At 69.2% G+C, this 19361-nt stretch carries 18 protein-coding genes and 4 pseudogenes; 8 read left to right on the top strand and 14 right to left on the bottom strand.

From position 1 onward, the window contains the following. Nucleotides 1–190 precede the first annotated feature (190 nt). Nucleotides 191–310, top strand: a pseudogene (locus ACIQFX_RS34155) (IS110 family transposase); the annotation flags it as partial. 334 nt (nt 311–644) lie between these two features. Here the strand turns inward: ACIQFX_RS34155 and ACIQFX_RS34150 are convergent. The 4 genes from ACIQFX_RS34150 to ACIQFX_RS34135 form a co-directional block, all read right to left on the bottom strand. Further along, the gene (locus ACIQFX_RS34150; RefSeq protein WP_402471326.1) at nt 645–950 is read right to left on the bottom strand and encodes an FG-GAP repeat domain-containing protein; all 306 of its coding nucleotides are present in this window, start codon (nt 948–950) and stop codon (nt 645–647) included. Next, the gene (locus tag ACIQFX_RS34145) at nt 928–2763 is read right to left on the bottom strand and encodes a hypothetical protein (protein ID WP_402471309.1); all 1836 of its coding nucleotides are present in this window, start codon (nt 2761–2763) and stop codon (nt 928–930) included. The genes ACIQFX_RS34150 and ACIQFX_RS34145 overlap by 23 nt, the downstream gene beginning before the upstream one ends. A gap of 120 nt (nt 2764–2883) precedes the next feature. Continuing rightward, on the bottom strand, nt 2884–3282 hold the full coding sequence (locus ACIQFX_RS34140; protein WP_402471307.1) for a hypothetical protein: 399 nt from the start codon (nt 3280–3282) through the stop codon (nt 2884–2886). Next, complete coding sequence (locus tag ACIQFX_RS34135; protein WP_402471305.1) at nt 3279–4133, bottom strand: IS5 family transposase; 855 nt, start codon at nt 4131–4133, stop codon at nt 3279–3281. Before ACIQFX_RS34135 ends, ACIQFX_RS34140 begins: the two co-directional genes overlap by 4 nt. A 97-nt stretch (nt 4134–4230) precedes the next feature. On the opposite strand from ACIQFX_RS34135, the pseudogene ACIQFX_RS34130 reads away from it, so the two are divergent. Further along, a pseudogene (locus tag ACIQFX_RS34130) lies at nt 4231–4713 on the top strand (Type 1 glutamine amidotransferase-like domain-containing protein); the annotation flags it as partial. Nucleotides 4714–4774: 61 nt separating this feature from the next. On the opposite strand, the pseudogene ACIQFX_RS34125 reads toward ACIQFX_RS34130, so the two are convergent. Beyond that, a pseudogene (locus tag ACIQFX_RS34125) lies at nt 4775–5491 on the bottom strand (IS3 family transposase); the annotation flags it as partial. A 6-nt stretch (nt 5492–5497) separates the two neighbouring features. Between ACIQFX_RS34125 and ACIQFX_RS34120 the strand changes: the two are divergent. Then, nucleotides 5498–6043 (top strand): hypothetical protein, encoded by a 546-nt coding sequence (locus tag ACIQFX_RS34120; protein WP_402471303.1) that lies wholly within the window; start codon nt 5498–5500, stop codon nt 6041–6043. A 45-nt stretch (nt 6044–6088) separates the two neighbouring features. Here ACIQFX_RS34120 and istB read toward each other — a convergent pair whose 3' ends face one another. From istB to ACIQFX_RS34100, 4 genes are read right to left on the bottom strand one after another with little or no spacing between them, the layout of a single operon-like run. Continuing rightward, the gene (gene istB, locus ACIQFX_RS34115) at nt 6089–6859 is read right to left on the bottom strand and encodes an IS21-like element helper ATPase IstB (RefSeq protein ID WP_402471300.1); all 771 of its coding nucleotides are present in this window, start codon (nt 6857–6859) and stop codon (nt 6089–6091) included. Continuing rightward, nucleotides 6856–8274, bottom strand: coding sequence for an IS21 family transposase (gene istA, locus ACIQFX_RS34110; protein ID WP_402471324.1), 1419 nt, complete (start codon nt 8272–8274; stop codon nt 6856–6858). The genes istB and istA overlap by 4 nt, the downstream gene beginning before the upstream one ends. A 60-nt stretch (nt 8275–8334) precedes the next feature. Continuing rightward, on the bottom strand, nt 8335–8619 hold the full coding sequence (locus ACIQFX_RS34105; RefSeq protein ID WP_402471297.1) for an IS3 family transposase: 285 nt from the start codon (nt 8617–8619) through the stop codon (nt 8335–8337). After that, on the bottom strand, nt 8616–8915 hold the full coding sequence (locus ACIQFX_RS34100; protein ID WP_402471296.1) for a transposase: 300 nt from the start codon (nt 8913–8915) through the stop codon (nt 8616–8618). Before ACIQFX_RS34100 ends, ACIQFX_RS34105 begins: the two co-directional genes overlap by 4 nt. A 77-nt stretch (nt 8916–8992) precedes the next feature. Here ACIQFX_RS34100 and ACIQFX_RS34095 point away from each other — a divergent pair. Beyond that, nucleotides 8993–9524 (top strand): annotated as a pseudogene (locus tag ACIQFX_RS34095) (ATP-binding protein); the annotation flags it as partial. A 672-nt stretch (nt 9525–10196) separates the two neighbouring features. Here ACIQFX_RS34095 and ACIQFX_RS34090 read toward each other — a convergent pair. From ACIQFX_RS34090 to ACIQFX_RS34070, 5 genes are all read right to left on the bottom strand, one after another. After that, nucleotides 10197–10928, bottom strand: a complete 732-nt coding sequence (locus ACIQFX_RS34090) for an anti-sigma factor (RefSeq protein WP_402471293.1) — start codon at nt 10926–10928, stop codon at nt 10197–10199. Beyond that, nucleotides 10912–11469 (bottom strand): sigma-70 family RNA polymerase sigma factor, encoded by a 558-nt coding sequence (locus tag ACIQFX_RS34085; RefSeq protein ID WP_402471290.1) that lies wholly within the window; start codon nt 11467–11469, stop codon nt 10912–10914. Before ACIQFX_RS34085 ends, ACIQFX_RS34090 begins: the two co-directional genes overlap by 17 nt. A gap of 47 nt (nt 11470–11516) precedes the next feature. After that, a complete protein-coding gene (locus ACIQFX_RS34080) occupies nt 11517–12206 on the bottom strand; it encodes a class F sortase (protein ID WP_402471288.1) in 690 nt (229 codons plus the stop codon). Between the two features lie 101 nt (nt 12207–12307). Beyond that, nucleotides 12308–13153 carry a DUF4397 domain-containing protein gene (locus ACIQFX_RS34075; RefSeq protein WP_402471286.1) on the bottom strand — a complete coding sequence of 282 codons (846 nt, stop codon included), beginning with the start codon at nt 13151–13153 and terminating at the stop codon, nt 12308–12310. A gap of 420 nt (nt 13154–13573) precedes the next feature. Further along, a complete protein-coding gene (locus tag ACIQFX_RS34070) occupies nt 13574–14323 on the bottom strand; it encodes a class I SAM-dependent methyltransferase (RefSeq protein ID WP_402471284.1) in 750 nt (249 codons plus the stop codon). Nucleotides 14324–14528: 205 nt separating this feature from the next. Between ACIQFX_RS34070 and ACIQFX_RS34065 the strand changes: the two genes are divergently transcribed. From ACIQFX_RS34065 to ACIQFX_RS34050, 4 genes are read left to right on the top strand one after another with little or no spacing between them, the layout of a single operon-like run. Continuing rightward, nucleotides 14529–15722: a polyprenyl synthetase family protein gene (locus ACIQFX_RS34065; RefSeq protein WP_402471281.1), complete on the top strand. Its 1194-nt coding sequence runs from the start codon at nt 14529–14531 to the stop codon at nt 15720–15722. After that, on the top strand, nt 15719–17257 hold the full coding sequence (gene crtI, locus ACIQFX_RS34060) for a phytoene desaturase family protein (protein WP_402471279.1): 1539 nt from the start codon (nt 15719–15721) through the stop codon (nt 17255–17257). The genes ACIQFX_RS34065 and crtI overlap by 4 nt, the downstream gene beginning before the upstream one ends. Next, nucleotides 17254–18285 (top strand): phytoene/squalene synthase family protein, encoded by a 1032-nt coding sequence (locus ACIQFX_RS34055; protein ID WP_402471277.1) that lies wholly within the window; start codon nt 17254–17256, stop codon nt 18283–18285. The genes crtI and ACIQFX_RS34055 overlap by 4 nt, the downstream gene beginning before the upstream one ends. A 1-nt stretch (nt 18286) precedes the next feature. Then, the gene (locus tag ACIQFX_RS34050; protein ID WP_402471274.1) at nt 18287–19306 is read left to right on the top strand and encodes a DUF5914 domain-containing protein; all 1020 of its coding nucleotides are present in this window, start codon (nt 18287–18289) and stop codon (nt 19304–19306) included. Nucleotides 19307–19361: the final 55 nt, after the last annotated feature.

Raw genomic sequence — 19361 nt, 5'->3', positions numbered from 1 at the left:
AGCACCGCACAATTGGAAGGCTACGACCAGGCCGGGACAGACGACTACATCGCCGGATGCACCGACGAACTGCTCACACCCTGACGCACTGCTGCCCCCCGCTACCGTCTTCGAGGCTCCGCAACGTGGATGTGGCGGCTCGGTGCCCTGGCAAGGCCGGACGAAAGCGTGGCGGAGGGGCCTGCACGTGATCGACACCGGCGACATCGACGTCTTCCTCGGCCTGGACGTCGGCAAGGGCGAACACCACGCCACCGCCGTCACCCCGGCCGGCAAGAAGGCCTTCGACAAAAGGCTGCCCAACACCGAGCCCTAACGAGCTCGTGCACGGTTAGCGGCGAGACGTCGAGGGCTTCGGTGGCACCGGTGCTCACCTCTGTCGTAGAGGGCCCAGGTCCGCAGTCTGCTGGTGGGAGAGCAGGCCAGCAACCCGCGGCAGCAGCCCCGGATGGCGGGAGACACCGGGGGGGGTGAAGGACCGCGTCAGCCTCGCCGAGGAGGCCGGAGCCGCACCAGGGTGTGATTCGTGTTCGAAATCCAGCGAAACGCCGGTTGTCGGTCAACGCGTATCGCGAGGCCCCAGGTCAGCGACCTGGGGCCTCGGTGCTGGCCTACGCGGTGACGTCGGGCGGAGCGTCAGCCGGTCACAGGAGCGGGTCCAGGCCTGTCAGGTACGCGCCCGGGGGCTCGGTGCTGGGGAAGGGGGTCCTCCATTGGCCTGTGCCGTAGTAGAACCTCATGTACGTGTTGGTGGAGTCGCTGTCGGGGATGGTGACCAGGTCGTTTCGGCCATCGCCGTCTACGTCTCCGGGGGCGATGATGCGGTACGGGCCCCAGCCGTCGCTGATGCGGGTGCGAGGCGCGAAGGTGCCGTCGCCCTTGCCGAGATAGAGCCACAGCACACCGGAGCGGTCGCGGGCGACGAGGTCACCGGCAGGGGCGCCGGCCAGGTTGCCGGTGGCGGCGAGCTGGTTGTAGATGCCCCAGCCGACGCCGGCCTTGCGTCGGGGTGCGTAGGCGCCGTCGCCCTTGCCGGTGTAGAGCCACAGCACACCGGTCTTGTCCGTGGCCAGGAGGTCGTTTCGGCCGTCGCCGGTCAGGTCGGAGCCGCTGGTGAGCCTGTCGTAGATGTTCCATCCGCCGCCAAGACGCAGGCGGGGGGGTGAGGGTGGCGTCGTCCTTTCGTTCGTACGACCACAAGACACCGGTCTTGTCCCGTGCGACGAGTCCGGTGCCGGTGGGAACGATCCGGTCGTACGCGTTCCACCCTGTGCCGATCTTGGTGTGGCGCGGCGTTTCGTCGAACGTCAGATGTCGCAGCTGGCCGACGTCGTACAAGGACAGGGTGCCGGTCAAGGAGCGGCTGAAGACATCCGGCGAAGCATTCCCGTCGAAGTCGTGCGGGCGGGGCGCGCGGGTGACAGAGAAGGAGCCGGAACGTTCGAGGGCGGGGCCTATGCCGTTGAGGGGTTCGGCCTTCAGCGTCCATGTGTAGGCGCCTCGGTAGGCGGGGAACTTGTCGAGGAGGCCGTCCCAGTCCAGGCGGAAGTCAGTGGTACCTGTGGTGGGAGCCCAGGCCGTGACTGTGCCCGAGACGCGCGTGGCGGTATGGACCAGCTTCAGGGTGACGCGCGCGTTGGCGCGGCTGAGCGTCCAGGCGGCCGGTACCTTCGTGCCGGCCTGGTCGAGGTCGATGACTCCGGACGGTGCCAGTGGCTCGGCCTTGGCGGTAAGGGCGGTGGGGACTCCGGTGGTCGCCAGGACGGACACGGTGGGCGTGCCGCTGTTGGTCTCGAGTGCGATGCGGTACAGCCCTTCGCCGTGCTCGATCGTGCCGCCGGTCACGATCAGACCGCCGTCTCCGGTCGGGACCATGGCGGTGGCGTGCGCGAGGAGCTGGATGGTCTCGCCCGTCACCAGGGATTGGGCGGTCACCGCGGCCATGCCGAACGGGCGCACGGCGGTGAAGGCATTGGGGTCGCTGTAGACGGCCCAGTCCCCCGTCAGGCCGAACGCCAGCGTGGTCTCGTTCGCCCTCTGCAGCCAGTTGCTGCGGCTGATCTCCTGGGAGCCGCGCCTCGCCACGGCCAGGACCGGCTTCCCGGCGGCATCCCGCTCCTGCCAGACCACGTGCGTCCACGACCCGCTGATGGGACGCACGACGTTGTTGTTGTTCAGGACGTCGTACGTCTCCGTCGCCGAGGCAGAGGTAAGGTCCACGACAGCCAGCTGCTGCTCCCACGTCCCGTCCGTGACCTTGAAGGCGCGCAGCAGCAGAGCGCGCGGGTCCGAATTCTGCGCGATGCGCCACGTCATGCCCTGCGGCAGGCCGGTCACCACCCGGTCCACGATCCGGCCTTGGTCGCCCTTGTCGAGCAGGTGCAGTTCCCACTGATCGCCCACGCGCTTCGAAGCGACGAGCGTGGTCCCCTGGTAGCCGAGCGCGCCATAGAAACCGCTCAGGTCGTAGGAGACGAGTTCCGCACCTGTTGTCATGTCGAGGAAGGTGCGTGTGGTGCCGTCGATCCGAACAGCGATGTCCGTGCCCGGGTTCGCCGCGTACGGCCCGCCGGGCAGTACGGTCGGGATGCCGTCGTACCGCGTCCACGTGTAGACATCGGTCTCGGCTTCCTTGTGGCGCGACAGGAAACCCGTAGGCCCGCCGGAGAGGACGACCGTGCCAATGGGCACGGAGATCGCCTCCTGCTGGGTCGTCGTGGATGCCGATACCGCGGAAACGACCGCGCGGGCCGGGGCGGTCAAGACGCCCGCCGTCACGGCGAGGGCGACGCCGGCGGCAACGGCCAGTCGCCGACCTGCGGAGCTGGGTTGGGTCAAGGGGAGTCCTCCCGGGCACTGTGATCACGGCACCTTCAGCGGACGTTAAGTCCGTTTCTGGTAGCGGCCTCGTCCGGGTTGGGTGAGGAAGCCTTGACGCGTGAGGCGTCCGAGACGGCTGCGGGTGATGTTGACGGATGCCTCGTCGGTGGGCATGTCGAGGAGTTCGTGCAGCTCACGGGCTCGAAACACCTGCTCTGGGTGCTGGTTGAAGACGTTCACGATCGTCTGGTAGGCGGTGTTCGTCTCGGGCGGATCGGGCTCACCTCCAGCCGGTGCGAGTTCGGCGATGACCTTGGCGGTGGTGGCCAGGTCCGCGAGTCGCGCTTCGGTCTCGGCCAGGGCTGCGGTCAGATGCTGGATCTGGTCGCGTAGTCCCACGGCCCGGACGGTGGTCTCGTCGTGCTGGGCCTGGAGGTCGGCCAGGAGCTCGGTGACGTTCACGCGGCCAGCCCGAGGGTGTCGCGCCAGGCCGGAGACGGTGTGGTGAGGCGGCGGGCCATGTTCGCGATCGAGGCCCAGTAGACGCGCGAGGCGGAGGTGTCGGGCCGGTGGTCGTACTCACGGGCGAGTCGGCGGTGCAGCATCAACGTGCCGTTGACCTGCTCCACGATCCACCTCTTCGGTTGCGGAACGAAGCCTTTGCCCTGATCGGCCCGGTTGCGGCGGACGATCTCGACGTCGACGTCCAGCAGGGCGCCGTGGATGAGGACCTCGTCCTTGAAGCCCTGGTCCACCAGGGCCTTCTCCAGGCGGTTGCCGCACCGCTCGGCGGCCTGGTCGAGCAGGGCGGTCCCGGCGGCGTTGTCGTGTGCGGAGGCGGCCAGCACGACGACGCCGATGACCAGCCCCGTCACATCCACGGCCAGGCCCCGCTTGCGGCCCGACACCTTCTTGTGCGCGTCCAGCCCCGTCGTGGTCTTCGGGACACCCGCCGCGGCGCGGACGGACTGGGTGTCGATGATCACGAGGGACGGGTCCTCTAATCGCCGGGCTCTCTCCCGCACTTGGCAGCGCAGGATCTCCTGAATGCGCTGGTCGAGACCGTCCTGTCGCCACAGCGTGAAGTAGTAGAACACCGCCGACCAGGCCGGCAGGTCGTGGGGCAGGTAGCGCCACTGGCAGCCCGTCCGGTTCTGGTAGAAGATCGCGTTCACGACTTCCCGCAGGTCACAGGCCCCGGGATCGCCGGTCGCCGACCGTGCCACCCGATCCTGCTTCCAGGCCGTGATCATCGGCTCGATCAACGCCCACTGCTCGTCCGATAAGTCGCTGGGGTACGGCTTTCTCTCCATGGCACGCATCTCAGCATGAACATGCCCAACAGATGGCCACTGTGGCGATCAGTGCCACGATCGAGCGATCACGAACCGAGGAAGATCGGACTTAACGTCCACTCAGGACGTCGTCTACGTGGGTGGGGGAAACACCGCGAACCTGCTGGCGGTCTGGCGTGCGCACGGCGTGGACCGACTACTGCGCGAGGCCTTCGACCGGGGGACCTTGCTGTGCGGCATCAGCGCCGGCGCCAACTGTTGGGCCGAGGGCTCACATACCGACTCCTTCGGGCCGCTGACTCACCTCTCGGATGGGCTGGGTGTGCTCTCCGGCTCGGTCTGCCCCCACTACGACAGTGAGCCGGGGCGTCGATCGTCCTATCAGACGGCCGTGGCGAACCACGCTCTTCCGGCCGGCTGGGCAGTGGAGGACGGCGTCGGTGCCCTTTTCACCGACGGGCAGTTGACGGACACGGTGACTCGCACGCCTCAGGCCCAGCTGTATCGGGTAGAGCCAGACGGGGACAATGGAGTCAAGGAACGAGCTCTGCCATGCCGTCTGCTCGTCGCAGTACATCAGTCCACTCCGCCCGCGTGAACTGGTGATACCAAGCACTTGATGCGGTCCTCGGGCCTTGACCCTGAGTCCTGGACACGGGTTATGCGGCTGGTGTCAGCGTAGTTGATGTTGTTTCGGACGCTGTCTCGTAGGCGATCGGGCTGCGGTGTCCGAGGTGGGAGTGACGGCGTCGGGTGTTGTAGCGGTGCAGCCAGCGGAACGCGTCGAGGCGGGCTTCGCGCTCGCTGGACCAGCTCTTTCGGCCCTGGAGCGTCTCGCGTTTGAAGGTCGCGTTGAAGGACTCGGCGAGCGCGTTGTCCGCCGAGCTGCCGATCGCGCTCATGGACTGACGGACGCCGGCCCTGCGGCAGGCGTCGGCGAACGCCCGGCTGGTGTACTGGGCGCCGTGGTCGGTGTGCATGACCGCGCCGGTGAGGCTGCCGCGGGTGCGTTCGGCGGCGGCCAGGGCGTCGACGACGAGATCAGTGCGCATGTGATCGGCGATCGCCCAGCCGGCCAGGCGGCGTGAGGCGAGGTCGATGACGGTCGCCAGGTAGCAGAACTTCCCGCTGTCCACGGGGAGGTAGGTGATGTCGCCGACGTACTTCGTGTTCGGTTCGGCCGCGGTGAAGTCGCGGCCGATCAGGTCCGGGGCCTTCGCCGCGGCCGGGTCCGGAGTCGTGGTGCGGTGCCTGCGACGCAGCCGCACGCCCGCCAGGCCGATCCTCCGCATCACCCGCGCGATCCGCTTGTGGTTGACCCGCTCGCCGTCCTCGCGGAGCTCGGTGTCGGCGTACGACCTCGGCTCCCCAGGTGTGTACGGATGAACGTCCCCAGCTACGGTTCACGGGTAGCAGAGCGATGGGGGATTGGGTTGGAGTTGTGGGACCAGGACATCGCGCCGTACGGAGAGGAGCTGGAGGCTCTGGACAGCAGCACGCGGGCTGACCTCGTGCTGGACGTGGTGGCATCGACGATTCCGCTCTTCGAGCCGCCGTTTGACCACTTCTTCCCGGAACCGCACTTCGAGCTGGTCGAGTCCGTTCTGGCCCTGCGTGCACAAGCTCCAGCGAGCTGGTGGGATGACGCGGCCTTCGCACGAGACTTTCTGGCTCGCTACGACCTTCTGCCAGATGTCCGCACCAGGCCAGCAGTCGGTCCCTTCCTGATCGCGCTGGTTCGACTCTTCGAAGCACCCGGCGGTTGCCTCTCGGCCGACGACGCGCTGGAGTGCCTGTCTAGCTGTTATGAGGCAGTCCTGGTATCCCGGTTGACCGGGCGAGTCACAGTGGCGGACGAGAAGCAGGACCCAATGTGCCAGCAGGCCATCGCGCGCCAGAGAGGCTTGGTCCTACGCGCGCTCGGATGAAGCCGTCGATATGGACCGTGTTTCACGCGGGATCGCCGGCCCGGATCAGGCGACGTCGTTCTCTCGCTCAATGGCCATGAGGCGGTTCTTCAGTCGGTAGCTGGGGCCGTTGATGGAGATGACGTCGCAGTGGTGGAGGAGGCGGTCGAGGATGGCGGTGGCCAGGACCTCGTCGCCGAACACCTGGCCCCACTCGCTGAAGGTCTTGTTCGAGGTCAGGATGATGGAGCCCTTCTCGTAGCGCTTGGAGATGACCTGGAAGACCAGGTTCGCCTCGGCGCGTTCGAGGGGCTGGTAGCCGACTTCGTCGACCACGAGGACGCTGGGCCGCAGGTAGGTGCCGAGCTTGCTGGTCAGCCGTCCGGTCTCCTCGGCGGTCTTGAGGTTGCGGACCATGTCGTCGAGGCTGGTGAAGTAGATCGAGTAGCCGGCCCGGCAGGCCGCGACGGCCAGGGCGACGGCGATGTGTGTCTTGCCGACCCCGGGCGGCCCGAGCAGGGCGGCGTTGGCCTTGGCCTCGACGAACGAGAGGGTGGCGAGGTCCTTGACCTTGCGCGGGTCGAGCTCGGGCTGGAAGGCGAAGTCGTATTCGTCCAGGGTCTTGTGGTGCGGCAGTTTCGACAGTCGCAGGCCCTGGCGGAAGCGGCGGTCGTCACGGACGGCGAGTTCTTCGGACAGCACCAGGTCGAGGAAGTCGAGGTAGCCCATCTTCGCCTCGTCGGCCCGGCGGGTGTACTCGTTGATGGTTTCCGCGAGGTGGGGCAGGCCGAGCTTGCCGACCGTGGTGCGGATGCGGTTGCCGGTCAGCTCGCTCAAGACGTTTCCCCTGTGCTCGGGTGGGTGGTGAAGGGGCGGGTGCCGGTCAGCTCGTCATAGACCGACAGCGGTCGGCGGCCGACTTCGATCCGGGTGACGGCGGCCCGGCTCAGCAAGGTTGCCAGCGGACCGGCCTCCCGTCCTGGCGACGGTTCGCGCCGGGGCTGGGCCGGGATGTCGCCGGTGGTGGTCCGGCGTCCCTTGCCCGTCGGCAGGCCGTCCCAGTGTGTCTCGTCGACGACGCGGACTCCGCGGCCCACCGCCCGCGGGTGGATCGCCAGCAGGCTCTCTCCATCTTGGCCGGGGGTGGTCGAATGGAGCATGACCTGGGACTTCGTGGCCCTGATCTCGACCAGCTGGCGGGGGCGGACCTTGCGGGCCGGCACCGAGTAGAGGTTGCCGCCGAAGGCGACCAGACAGTCCTTGCCGACCGGCCGCAGATGCCGCTCGGCCACCAGATACGGAGTCGCCGGCAGAGGCTTGAGGGCAGCGTGGTCGCGTGCCGCACGCTCTCCGATGATCTGCTGGTGAGTCCTATGAGCCTGTGCCCGCCGCTGCGGGACCCAGGTGGCGAAAGCAGCGTCCATCTCCTCGATGGAGGAGAAGGACCGGCCGGACAGGACATGGTCGCGGACGATGAGAACCTGCCGCTCGACTCGGCCCTTGCCCGTGGGCCGGTAGGCCGCCAGGACGTCAATGTCGAAGTCGTAGTGGCCGGCGAACCCGACCGCCTCCGGATGCAGCGGAACCGCCTCGCCCGGAGCGACGTGGCGGCGGACGACTGTTTTGGTGCGGTCGCAGACGATCGCCATAGGGACGCCTCCGAAGTGGGCGAAGGCCCGGCGGTGGCAGTCGAAGAAGCTCTGCAGGTCCTGGCTGGTGGTGAAGCAGCAGAACGGGTCGCGCGAGTACGACAGCGTCATGTGGAACGAGTAGACCTTCGGAATGCCCATGTGGCCGAGGATCTGGCCCTCGTCGCCCCAGTCCACCTGAGCCTGGGCCCCTGGGATCACCTCGAAGCGACGGTGCATTCCCGCCAGTTCCTTCAGTGTGATGCCGAGTTCCTCTGCGATGCGAGGGCGGGCGTCTTGAACGTAGAGCTTGACGCGTTGGTAGGTGCCGGTGAACCCGTACTCCGAGGCCAGCCGCTCGTGAATCACCGCGGCCTTCATGAGGATCTCCGCCCGCAGTATCGAGTCGACCAGCGGCGCGAACTCGTCGATCACCCTCGCGCGCGACCGCCCGTTCGGTGACCGTCGCGGCGGAGTGGCCGGGCCCGGCGCGGAGAGGTATTTGCGGACCGTCTTCCGGTCCAGCCCTGTCTCCCGGGCGATCTCCGACAGGCTCATCGCCCCGGACTCCAGCAGGCCACGAAAGCGACGCAGTTCCAGCCAGCGATGCGGATCCAGGACCACCGTCAACCGCCCTCCGCCGTCCCTGCATCGTTCAACCAGCAGAGTGCCGAGCAGCCGACCTCACCGCATCAACAACTGTCCCTTTTCATCCGTACGCGGGTGGGGACGTTCATGTGTACGCCGACACTCGGCGGTGATCCTGGGGACGCCGTAGGTGCCGTCCGATTCACGGTGCACGGCCCGTATCCGTGCGGCCAGGCGGGCGTCGGCCGCCGGCCGGGCAGCCCGGTCCGCGGCGGTGCGGCACCGGTAGTAGAAGCTGGAGCGGGCGATGCCGAGGACGGTGCACAGCCGCTTCACGCCGTAGCGGCGCTGGTGGTCGGCGACGAACTGGAAGCGGTTCACCAGCGCGTCTCCCCGGCGAAATACTTCGCCGCCTTCCGCAGGATCTCGCGTTCCTCCTCCAGCTCGCGGACCTTCTTGCGCAGAGCCGCGTTCTCCGCCTCCAGCGGCGTGGGCGGCCCGGCCGGCACCTCCGCCCGGCGGCCCCTCGGCCGGCTCGCGCCGGCCGCCCGGACCCAGTTCCGCAACGTCTCCGGGTTGACCCCCAGATCAGCGGCGACCGACCTGATCGTCGCTCCGGGCCGCGACTCGTACAACGCGACCGCGTCCGCCTTGAACTCCGGCGGACAGTGCTTCATGACCACGGGACATCCGTTCTCCTGGACTCAAGATCCAAGTGTCTCGGGTGTCCAAGATCCGGGGTCAAGCCCCCGCCGACACCAACCCCAACGTTGAGCCCGCTGTGGTCAACAACCTCGCCACCTGCGACTGGGTCAAGAAGGGCGAGCCGCTCTGCCTAATCGGGGACTCCGGCACCGGCAAGTCCCACCTGCTGATCGGGCTCGGGACGGCGGCGGCCATGGCCGGCTGCCGCGTCCGCTATGCCCTGGCCGCCAAGCTCGTCAACGAGCTCGTCGAGGCCGCCGACAGCCGACGAGAAGCAGCTGTCCAAGACGATCGCCCGCTACGGGCGCGTCGATCTTCTCTGCATTGATGAGCTGGGCTATCTCGAGCTCGACCGGCGGGGCGCCGTGATGCTGTTCCAGGTTCTGACCGAGAGGGAGGAGAAGAACAGCGTGGCCACCGCTTCGAACGAGTCGTTCGGAGGCTGGACGAAGACGTTCACGGACCCGCGGCTCTGCGCGGCCATCGTCGACCGGCTCACCTTCAGCGGCACCATCATCGAGACCGGCACCGAGTCCTACCGCCTGGCCCAGACCAAGGCCAAGCAACAGGCGAAGAAGTAGCCCTCACAGATGACCGGTCGCCCTCTGGATGTGGATCACGGCTTCCGGCGACCTTGGCGATCGAGGTGGTCGACCAGTTTCGCTTCGCTGCGGCGCAGTCGAGCAGACTCGTCCTCAGGCAGAGAGCCCAGCGCGTCGACGAGGACACGTGCTCGGGGAACGTGGACCATCGCACTGGAGTAGATACGGCACCCGGAGCACCATGCCAAGCCGACGCACCGCTCGAACATCGAGGACTCAGGCGGATAGAGACGGAACTGGTAGGAGCGGACGGCGGTCCCGCAGGCAGTGCAGCTTCGGCGATCACCGTCCTCGACCGTGTCCCAGGTCGCCACCTTGCCCCAGTGCCACCGCCTTGCCGGTGCTCTTCAAGTCGTCATGCGCAGCATTCTCGCTCATGGCCCATCAGCCCACCTCAATAGCCACACGACTACCATGGCTGGCCCTGCTGAGACCGGAACACGGAGCCAGTTCAGGCCGGAACAAAGGCCGCTTCAACCACCAACGTGGGGCCGGCCCAGACCGAAAATCTGGGGCCATTTCACGCCGTTAACGCCAAGGCGAGATCGAGCGGGCGCTGATGGAAGGTTCAGGTGATCGCTCGGGGCGGTTCCGGCTGTGGGAATGCAGGAGCAGCGTGGCAGTGCTGGGCGGGTCGCGTCATCCTGACGATCAGCCTGCGTAGGTGCCTCGCACGATGCTGTCTCCGGAGTGGTCGGGTTTGCCGTTGTAGGGCTGGACGGATACGTCCACGACGGAGTACTCGCGAAGGTCGATGTTGTCGGGAACCGGAAGGGTGGCGCGGCCGTCGGGTCCCAGGACGCCCATCGAGACCAGTTTGGTGTGGCTGATGTCCATGAGCCAGACCTCGTAATAGCCCGAACTCTTGGGCAGCCCTCTGACGGTGATCTGCAGGGATCGCCGGCCGCTCTCGTCTTGCAGGCTGGCGTAGCCGGCCGAGCCTCCTCGCAGGGAGTCGAGACGCTTGCCGTCGGCAACGGTCTGTGAGGCAGAGTTGTCGGTGTGCGTCGCCCACCAGGTGATCGCGCTGCCGGCGGCGGCGCCCAGGAGGGCGGTGCAAGCGGCGAGTGCGACAGCGAAGCGACCGACCCGCCGCGTGGGCCTTCCCGGTACTCCCGTGATCGAGGAGGGAGGCCGAGGGCCGACACTGGGGGTCTCCTGGTCCGGGAGCTGGAGTTCGGTGGCGATGGAGTCCCATGTGTCGGCCGGCGGCGTGAGCAGCTGATCGTCCGCGGTTTCGGGGGCAATCATCGTGATGAGCCGACGCAGGGCGTCGTAGTCGTTGCGGCAGGCATCGCATTCGTGCAGGTGGAGGGAGGCTGACGGCTCGGTGTCCTCTCCGAGTGCCATCATCGCCAGGGTTTCTTCATCGGTGTGCTTCACCGTCCACCTCCAACCGCTTCTTCAGACGCATCAGACCACGCCGTGTGTGTGTTTTGACCGTTCCGAGCGGCAGCCCGATGCGCTCGGCGATCTGTGACTGGGACAGGTCCTCGTAGAAGGCCATCGTGAGCACGAGCTTTTGTTGCTCGGTGAGGGTTTCCATCTCCCGTGTGAGGACGACGTAGTCGACCACCGACTCGGCCGCAGACGCCTCTTGCCGAGTCATGTTCGTGCTGGAGGTGACGGCCTGGACGTCCCTCTGGTGGCGTGATCTGCGGCTGAGGGCGTCGGCTACCTTTCTGTGGGTGATGCCCAGTAGCCAGGTCTTGAGAGAGCCGCGCCCGGGATCGAAGGTCTTGCGACTGTTCCAGGCTCCGACGAACACCTGCTGGGTGACGTCCTTGGCCTCTTCATCGTCTGCGAGCTTGCGCGACGCGATGGTGTAGATCAGGGCCCCCCAGCGACGGTAGGCCTCTTTGAGGCAGGATTCGTCGCTGTCGGCGAACCCCTCGCCCAGTTGGTCGTCCGACGCCGTGGTCACGGCTGCCACACTAGCCGCAAGGACCTGAGTGCCGCCCCACCTGGCCGTCACTTCGTTACCTCCACCGCTGTGACGACCAGATTGTTCTGGTAGCCGCCGCGGTCCGGCAGGTAGGGGCCGGCGCAGGTGATGAGGGTCAACACCGCGGGCCCTTCCCTGTCGAACACGGCGGACTCCGCAAGATCGTTCTTGCCGACCGTCCGACGCGTGATGATCTCGTAGTGGACGGACGTGCCGTCCTCTCGTCGCACATCGACCCGGTCACCTGGCTTCACCTGATTCAGGCCGAACAAGACGCCGAGGCCGCGTCCTTTGGCATCGACGTGTCCGACGATGATCGCCGAGCCTCTGGCCGCCCCCGGTGCCGGGGAGAAGCGGTACCAGCCGACACGGTCAGGATCGGCGGGAATCTGCATCCGTCCGTCCGCGGCCACCCCCACCGGATCGACCGGGGCGCGAACACCGAGCCCTGGAATGGACAGCTCCCGCGGCGGCGCAGGCGCAGGGAAAGTGGAGTCTCGAGAAGGCTCTCCCCGCTCCGGACGCCAGGTGGTCGACGCTGCGGGCTGCGCAGGCTCAGCAGGTGTTGCGGTGGCCGGGGCAGCTCCGAAATCAGAGGCGCCGCTGCCTTCGTCGGCCTGTGCCGTGGCAAGAAGGTAGGCCGCCACCGACAGGATGATGCCGAGCAGGGCAGCGGCTACCCCGAGTGTGCGGCGTTGAGTGGGGGCCATGGCCATGTCCGGCCTTTCCGCTAAGTGGGGCTGTCTGGTGCGATCACCGGGTGAGCGGGGTGATCGCACCGGACAGCGGGGTCAGATTCAGGACCGGCTGGCGCAGTTCAGCTGGCGTCGGTCCGGCGGCGCACGCGCAGCAGGTAGCCGGAGGCTCCCAGAGCCAGGAGGGCGCCGGCGGAAAGGGCGCCCAGGGTGATGCCCTGGTTGTGTGCGGCGGCAACGGCCAGTCCGGTCTCGCCGGCGGGGACTGCGTGGGGGGCGGTGTGCATGCCGGTGATGGTCTGGGTCTTGAGCGCGAGGTTCTTGTCGGCAGCGCTGCCCCAGGCGTAGACGATGGTGTTGCTGCCTTCGGCAAGGTCCAGCTTGGCCGGGCCGATCGCGACGGTGTCGGTTCCGGCGAGGACCACGTCGGCCGACACGGTACCGGCCGCGACCTCGCCCTTCGCCTCCTCGGGGTTCTCCAGGCCCTGGAAGACCGCGGTTCCGCCGGCGCGGACGTCCACGGCGGGGGCTGCGGCCACGTGGCGGACGGTGAGCCTGGCCTTGCCGGCGGGAACCTTGGAGGTGTCGTTGACGAACGCGTCGAGCGCGGGCTTGCCGTCGGCGGTCAGATGCGCCACCAGCGTGGCGTTGGCTCCGGCGGGCACTTCGACCGTCTTCTCGATGGCGGGGGTGCCCTTCGGCCCCTCACCGTCCTTGAAGACCTTGATGTCGTAGGAGCCGGCGTCGAGCTTCAGCGGCTCGGTGAGCGTGCCCGGGGCGAAGTCGGGCAGCAGTTCCTTGTCACCCGCGTACACGTCCACGGTCAGCCCGGGAACGGCGTGCAGCACCGAGACCGTCGCCTGCTCCTCCGCAGCCTGCGGCTGCGCGAACGCGGGAGCAACAGCGGTGGCGGACAGCACGACGGCCACGCCGGCCGTGAGAACCGCACCAGTAGAACGAGCGTTCATGGCGATCATCCCCATCATCCGGTCGAGAAGATCTCGAACCCTGTGTGTGGTGAGGCATTCCGCCGGGTCACAACGATCGGTTTCACCTAGTGCTTCAATTTTCTACGTCCGCTGACAGTTCGGCTGCGCCCGGCTCGGCTGTGCGGCGTTGGAGCGCGCCCGACGGCGCTCTGCGCGTCCTCTTCGGAGACGGTCACGGTCATGGCTCCGCAGACTTTCGAGTCTCGGTGGCGGAACTCGTGGAGGTGTGTGCCCCGGAGGCACCCGACGACGGCAAGGAGTCAGGCCCCCAGGGCCGCAGGTTCGGCCGGTTCCGACGATGGCCCTTCGGGCTCGGCGTGCTCGAGAGAGGAGAGGCTCCGCGGAGCGGGTCCTCGGCCTGACGAGCCCGCTCCGGCAGAGCCGGGTCATCCGGCGCGCCTACCCGGAGCGGCCGACCCCGTTCGGCTCGGCGGGAGCGTTTCGAGGGCGCTCGGCGACGAATGTGTGGGTGATGCCCGCCTGCCATCCGGGCTGGGGCAGGCAGCGTACGCGGGCGAAGCCCGCGCATCGCAGGCGGTCGGTGAAGGTTTGCGCCGAGTCGAATTCCAGCACGCTGCGGTAGAGGTGTCGGTAGAGCTCGGCATCCCCGTGGAGTCGTGCCCAGGGGCGCACGAAGCCGTTCACGACGGCCTTCCAGACGAGCCGATCGGACGGTCGGCCGGCGAGGCAGTACTCGTGGACGGAGAGTCGGCCGCCGGGCCGGAGAAGTCGGTGAACGGCACGGAGCACGGCCTCGGGGTCGGCTACGTTGCGCAGCAGGTAGGCCGCGAAGACGGCGTCGTACGGGCCTCCCGCATCGACCTCTGACATGTCCTCGACCGGGGCGTGGACGAAGGACACGTTCGCCGGCCAGGGCTTGGCCCGGGCACGCGCGAGCATGCCGGCCGAGGCGTCGACCCCGATGACGGTGGCCAGGGGTGCGGCACGCAGCAGGGCTTCCGTGGACGTGCCCGTTCCGCATCCCAGGTCGAGTAGCGTCAGTCCGGCTCCCTGGGCGGGAAGACCGAGACGGCGGGCGGACCGGCGCAGGTGCGCGGCATAGCCCGGGCTGGCGGACGTCATGAGGTCGTAGGACGACGACGCGTGGTCGAACGCGGCGGCGAGCTCCCTGTCACGCAGCATGTCCATGGGCCTCTCCTCGCTCGGCCGCCCAGCCTGCCTCACCCGCGATGCCAAGGCCAGCGGACTCGCCGTGCAAGGCCGGCGGCAGCTTGGCGGGGCGCGGCAGGTCCATATGGCCCAAGGTCTGCTGCGCCGCTGCATCTGCGGGGCAGTGAGGTACCGAAAGCCCCATGTACCGCACTGCCCGGCACACGGCAGCAAGGGAATCCACATGCAGACGCTCGATCCTTCCACGATCGACCGCGACGTCGCCGCGGTCCTGGACCTCGTCCTTGACGACCTTCTCCGAGACCGTCTCGAGGAGGCTCAAGCCATCGAGGGGCCCTTCGCCTCGGACATCGCGCGGCGCGTGGCCGCCTTCACGACGGGTGGCCACCGCCGCAGGTCCCGGTTGCTGTGGTGGGCCATGCGTGCGGTCGGCGGGGAGGGCGACGAGGTGGCCGACGCGACAATGCGCGCGGCGGCGGCCATCGAGCTCGTCCAGACGTGCGCGCTGATCCACGACGATGTCATGGACGGTTCCCTCACACGCCGAGGTGAACCCGCCGTCCATGTAGCGCTTGACCGCCAGTACCGGACGGAGGGGCGTGCCGGCCCTGGAACGGGCTTCGGCAGGTCGGCCGCGGTGCTCGCCGGGGATCTGGCCCTGGCCTGGGCGGACGACGTGTTCACGGAGGCGCTGCTGAGGACCCCGCACTCGGCCGGACTGGGCGCGCAGTGGCGGGCGATGCGGACCGAGATGGTCGCGGGGCAGTATCTGGACGTGCGCGCGCAGGTGACCGGTGCACGCTCTCGTAGTCTCGCCTTCCGGACGGCTGTCCTGAAGACGGCGTGCTACTCGGCGGTGCACCCCCTGCTGCTGGGGGCTCGGCTCGCGGGGGCCGGGGAGGGGGCGGTCCGGGAGCTGCGCCGGGCGGGTATGTGCGCCGGGATCGCGTTTCAGCTGGAGAACGACCTGCAGGGTGTCTTCGGCGATCCGGCCCGTACCGGCAAACCGGCCGGCGAGGACCTGCGCGAGGGCAAGGCGACCTACCTCTTGGCCGTGGGAAGGGCGCTGTGTGTCCGCAGGGGCGACACCGCGGGGCTCCGGCTCCTGGAGACCGTCGTCGGCTCTCCTTCCGCCACGGACGACGATCGGTGCCGTGTACGGGACCTGCTCGACGCGCTCGGGGCGCTCGGGCACGTCACCGCGCGCGTGGACGCCCTGTGCGCGCGGGCCGTCGACGCCCTGCGGCGGGCAACCCTGGTGCCCGGGCCGGCTGAACACCTGGAGCGGATCCTCCTGGACGCCTGCGGCCGTACGCCCGCGGGTCTCGCTTCGGACACGCGTGCCGGCGTGCGGGACCTCGGCCTTCGGAAACGGGCGCAGCGGTCCTCCGCTCCGGTGACGGAAGGGGTGCGATGAAGAGCGTTCCGGGGAGGACGGATCACGTGGTCGTGGTGGGCGCGGGATTCGCCGGCCTGTCGGCAGCGCTCCATCTGCTCGGCGCCGGACGGAAGGTGACCGTCGTCGAGCGCGACACCGGGCCCGGCGGGCGAGCCGGACGCCTTGACCTCGACGGGTTCCGGGTGGACACGGGGCCGACCGTCCTCACGATGCCTGCCCTCCTCGACGAGGCGTTCGCGGCTGTGGGGGACTCGCTGCGCGAGCGGGTCGAGCTCGTTCCCCTCCACCCGGCGTACCGGGCGCTGTTCCGGGACGGGAGCGGTGTCGACGTCCATACGGAGGCGGCCGCGATGGCTGCCGAGGTGGAACGGTTCGCAGGGGCACGCGAGGCCGACGGCTATCTCAGGCTGCGCTCCTGGCTGGGCCGGCTGTACGCGGTGCAGGAACAGCGTTTCATCGGAGCGAACTTCGACTCGCCGGCGCAGCTGCTCCATCCCGACCTGGCCCGGCTCGCGGCACTGGGCGGGCTGGGACGTCTGGACCGCGCGATCGGGTCCTTCCTGGAGGACGAACGCCTTCAGCGGGTCTTCTCCTTTCAGGCCCTCTACGCGGGTGTGCCGCCGTCGCGGGCGATGGCGGCCTACGCGGTGATCGCGTACATGGACACCGTGGCGGGCGTGTACTTCCCCCGCGGCGGGATGCACGCCGTACCCGTGGCGATGGCCGAAGCCGCCCGGCGGGCCGGGGCCGACCTCCGGTTCGGGGAGCGTGTCGAGGCGCTCGAACGGTCCGGGGCACGGGTGACCGGTGTCCTGACGGAGCACGGACGGATCCCGTGCGACGCCGTGGTGCTGACCACGGAGCTCCCCCATGCCTACCGGCTCCTGGGCCGCGCACCGCGGCGGGCGGTACGAACGCGGCACTCCCCCAGCGCCGTGATCCTCCACGCGGGAACGGACCGCACCTGGCCCGTCCTCGCCCATCACACACTGTTCTTCGGCGCGGCCTGGTCGCGCACGTTCGAGGAGATCACCCGTACGGGGAAGCTGATGACCGACCCCTCGCTGCTCGTCACCCGGCCCACGGCCACGGACCCCTCGCTGGCACCACCCGGCCGGCACCTCCATTACGTACTGGCTCCGTGTCCGAACACCGATATCGGGCCGAGCCCGCTGCACTGGGGCGAGCTCGGAACGGCGTACCGGGATTCGCTGGTCGCTGAACTCGAGCGGCGGGGACTGGACGGCTTCGGCGACGCCATCGACGCCGAATGCCTGGTGACCCCTGCCGACTGGGCGGCCATGGGGCACAGCGCGGGCACCCCCTTCTCGGTCGCCCACACGTTCGCCCAGACAGGGCCGTTCCGCCCGCGCAACCTGGTGCGGGGCACGGAGAACGTGGTCCTCGCGGGCTGCGGAACCACGCCCGGGGTCGGCGTGCCGCCTGTGCTCATCTCGGGAAGGCTCGCCGCCCACCGCATCACGGGACCGCCCCCGGCTGTACGACGGCGCCTGGCTCCTGCTGTCACGCGCGGCAGGCTGGGGGCGTCGTGACCCACCGCGAACTGGACGCCATCGGGGTGTCCGACCCCGTGCTGCGGGCCGCATACGCCGAGTGCCGTCGGTTGAACGCGCGCCACGGACGGACGTACTTCCTCGCCACGCGGCTGCTGCCGCTGGATCGCAGGAGCGCGGTCCACGCACTGTACGGATTCGCCCGGCGCGCGGACGACATCGTGGACGAGAACGCCGCGGCCACTGCGGAGGAGCGCGCGGCCGCGCTGGACGTCCTGGAGGACGAGTGGCGCCGGGCGCTGCGCGGGCAGGCGGTGACGGACCCCACCGTGATCGCGGCGGCCCACACCCGAGAACGCCTCGGCATCCCCGCGCGGCACTTCGACGACTTCCTCGCCTCCATGCGCAGCGACCTGTTCGTGAGGGAGTATGCGACCTACGCCGATCTGCGCGCGTACATGCACGGGTCGGCCGCGGTGATCGGGCTGCAGATGGTGCCGGTGCTCGGGACCGTCGTTCCGCGGGAACAGGCCGAGCCGTACGCGGCCGCGCTGGGGGTCGCCTTCCAGCTGACGAATTTCCTCCGCGACGTCGGGGAGGATCTGGACCGGGGCCGGGTCTACCTGCCGGCCGACCTGCTGGCCGCGTCCGGGGTGGACGGCGAACTGCTGCGGTGGAGCAGACGGACCGGATGCCATGACCGTCGGATCACCGACGCGCTGCGCGCGGCAGCGGCTCTCACACGGGAGGTCTACCGGAAGGCGGAGCCGGGGATCGCTCTGTTGGAGCCCGGGTCCGCCCCGTGTGTGCGCACGGCTTTCGTCCTGTACCGGGACATTCTCGCAGTGATCGAGAAGGAGGGGTATCCGGTGGTGCATCGGCGGGCCGTTGTCGGCGTGCGCAGAAGGGTGTCGATCGCGCTGCCCGGCCTCACCAGGGCCTGGGCGGCGCGTGCCGGATGGCGAACCCCTGCTCCTTCGGGCGGAGTCTCCCCCGGGGCCCGCGGCGGGCGGGCGCGGACTTTGCTGGGCCGATACCAGAGCACGAACGTGCGGGAGAGGACGTGAGGTGACGGAACGAAACGAGCGGCGTGAGCGTCGTCGCCTGCCACTGGGCTTTCGGCGCGAGGCGGTGTCCTGGGAGAGCCAGCGCGCCACGTGGCGGCAGGCCCGACCGGCGGCGATCGCCGCCGGTCTGAAGCGGGCGGTGTCCCGGCCCTCGGGCAACTGGTACGTCGTGGGGGCGAGCGGGGACATCCGGGCGGATCGTCCCGCCGGGCGGAACGTGGGAGGCACCGAGGTGGTGCTCTGGCGCGACGCCCGGGGCGAGGTGCGCGCGGGCTCCGGGGTCTGTCCGCACCTCGGCGCCGCTCTGAAGGACGGTGCGGTCCGATGCGGGACCCTGATCTGCCGCTGGCACGGCCTGGCTCTGGACGGCTCTTCCTTCGCCGGCTGGGAGCCATGGCCGGTGCACGACGACGGCGTCCTCGTCTGGGTGCGGTTGGACCGGGTGGGGGGCGAGGAGCCGACGGCGCGACCGGTGATGCCGCCCCGGCCGCCGGACGGGGCGGCGATCGCCGCCGTCTATACGGGTGTCGGCCGCTGCGAGCCCGAAGACGTCGTCGCCAACCGGCTCGATCCCTGGCACGGCGCGTGGCTCCACCCGTACTCCTTCGTCGACCTGGAGGTGCTCTCCGCCCCGTCGGACGACGACGAGGAAGCCGAGGACGCACTGGTCGTGCGGGTGTCGTTCAAGGTGGTGGGCCGCGCCGTGGTACCGGTGACCGCTGTCTTCACGGCGCCGGAACCCCGCACCGTCACCATGCGGATCACGGAAGGCGAGGGCGCCGGCTCCGTGGTCGAAACGCACGCCACGCCGTTGACACCCGCCGGAGCCGGGCACCCTCGCACCGCGGTGGTCGAGGCCGTCCTGGCGACGTCCGACCGGCCGCACTTCGCAGCGGTCAGGGCCATGGCGCCCCTGCTGCGGCCGGCGATGCGGTCCGCGGCGGGGCGCCTGTGGCGAGACGACCTGGCGTACGCGGAGCGCCGGTGGCGGCTTCGGAGCACGGGCCGGTTCCCCGGCTAAGGGGTGGTCAGGAGAGTGAGTAGCGCCGTCTGCCCGCAGGGCAGGGCCCGCGGCG

The sequence above is a fragment of the Streptomyces sp. NPDC093089 genome, assembly GCF_044754405.1.
In the GTDB taxonomy this organism is placed as follows: Bacteria; Actinomycetota; Actinomycetes; order Streptomycetales; family Streptomycetaceae; genus Streptomyces.
Note: the sequence above shows the minus strand (reverse complement) of the source record. Positions and strands in the feature narration are given on the sequence as shown.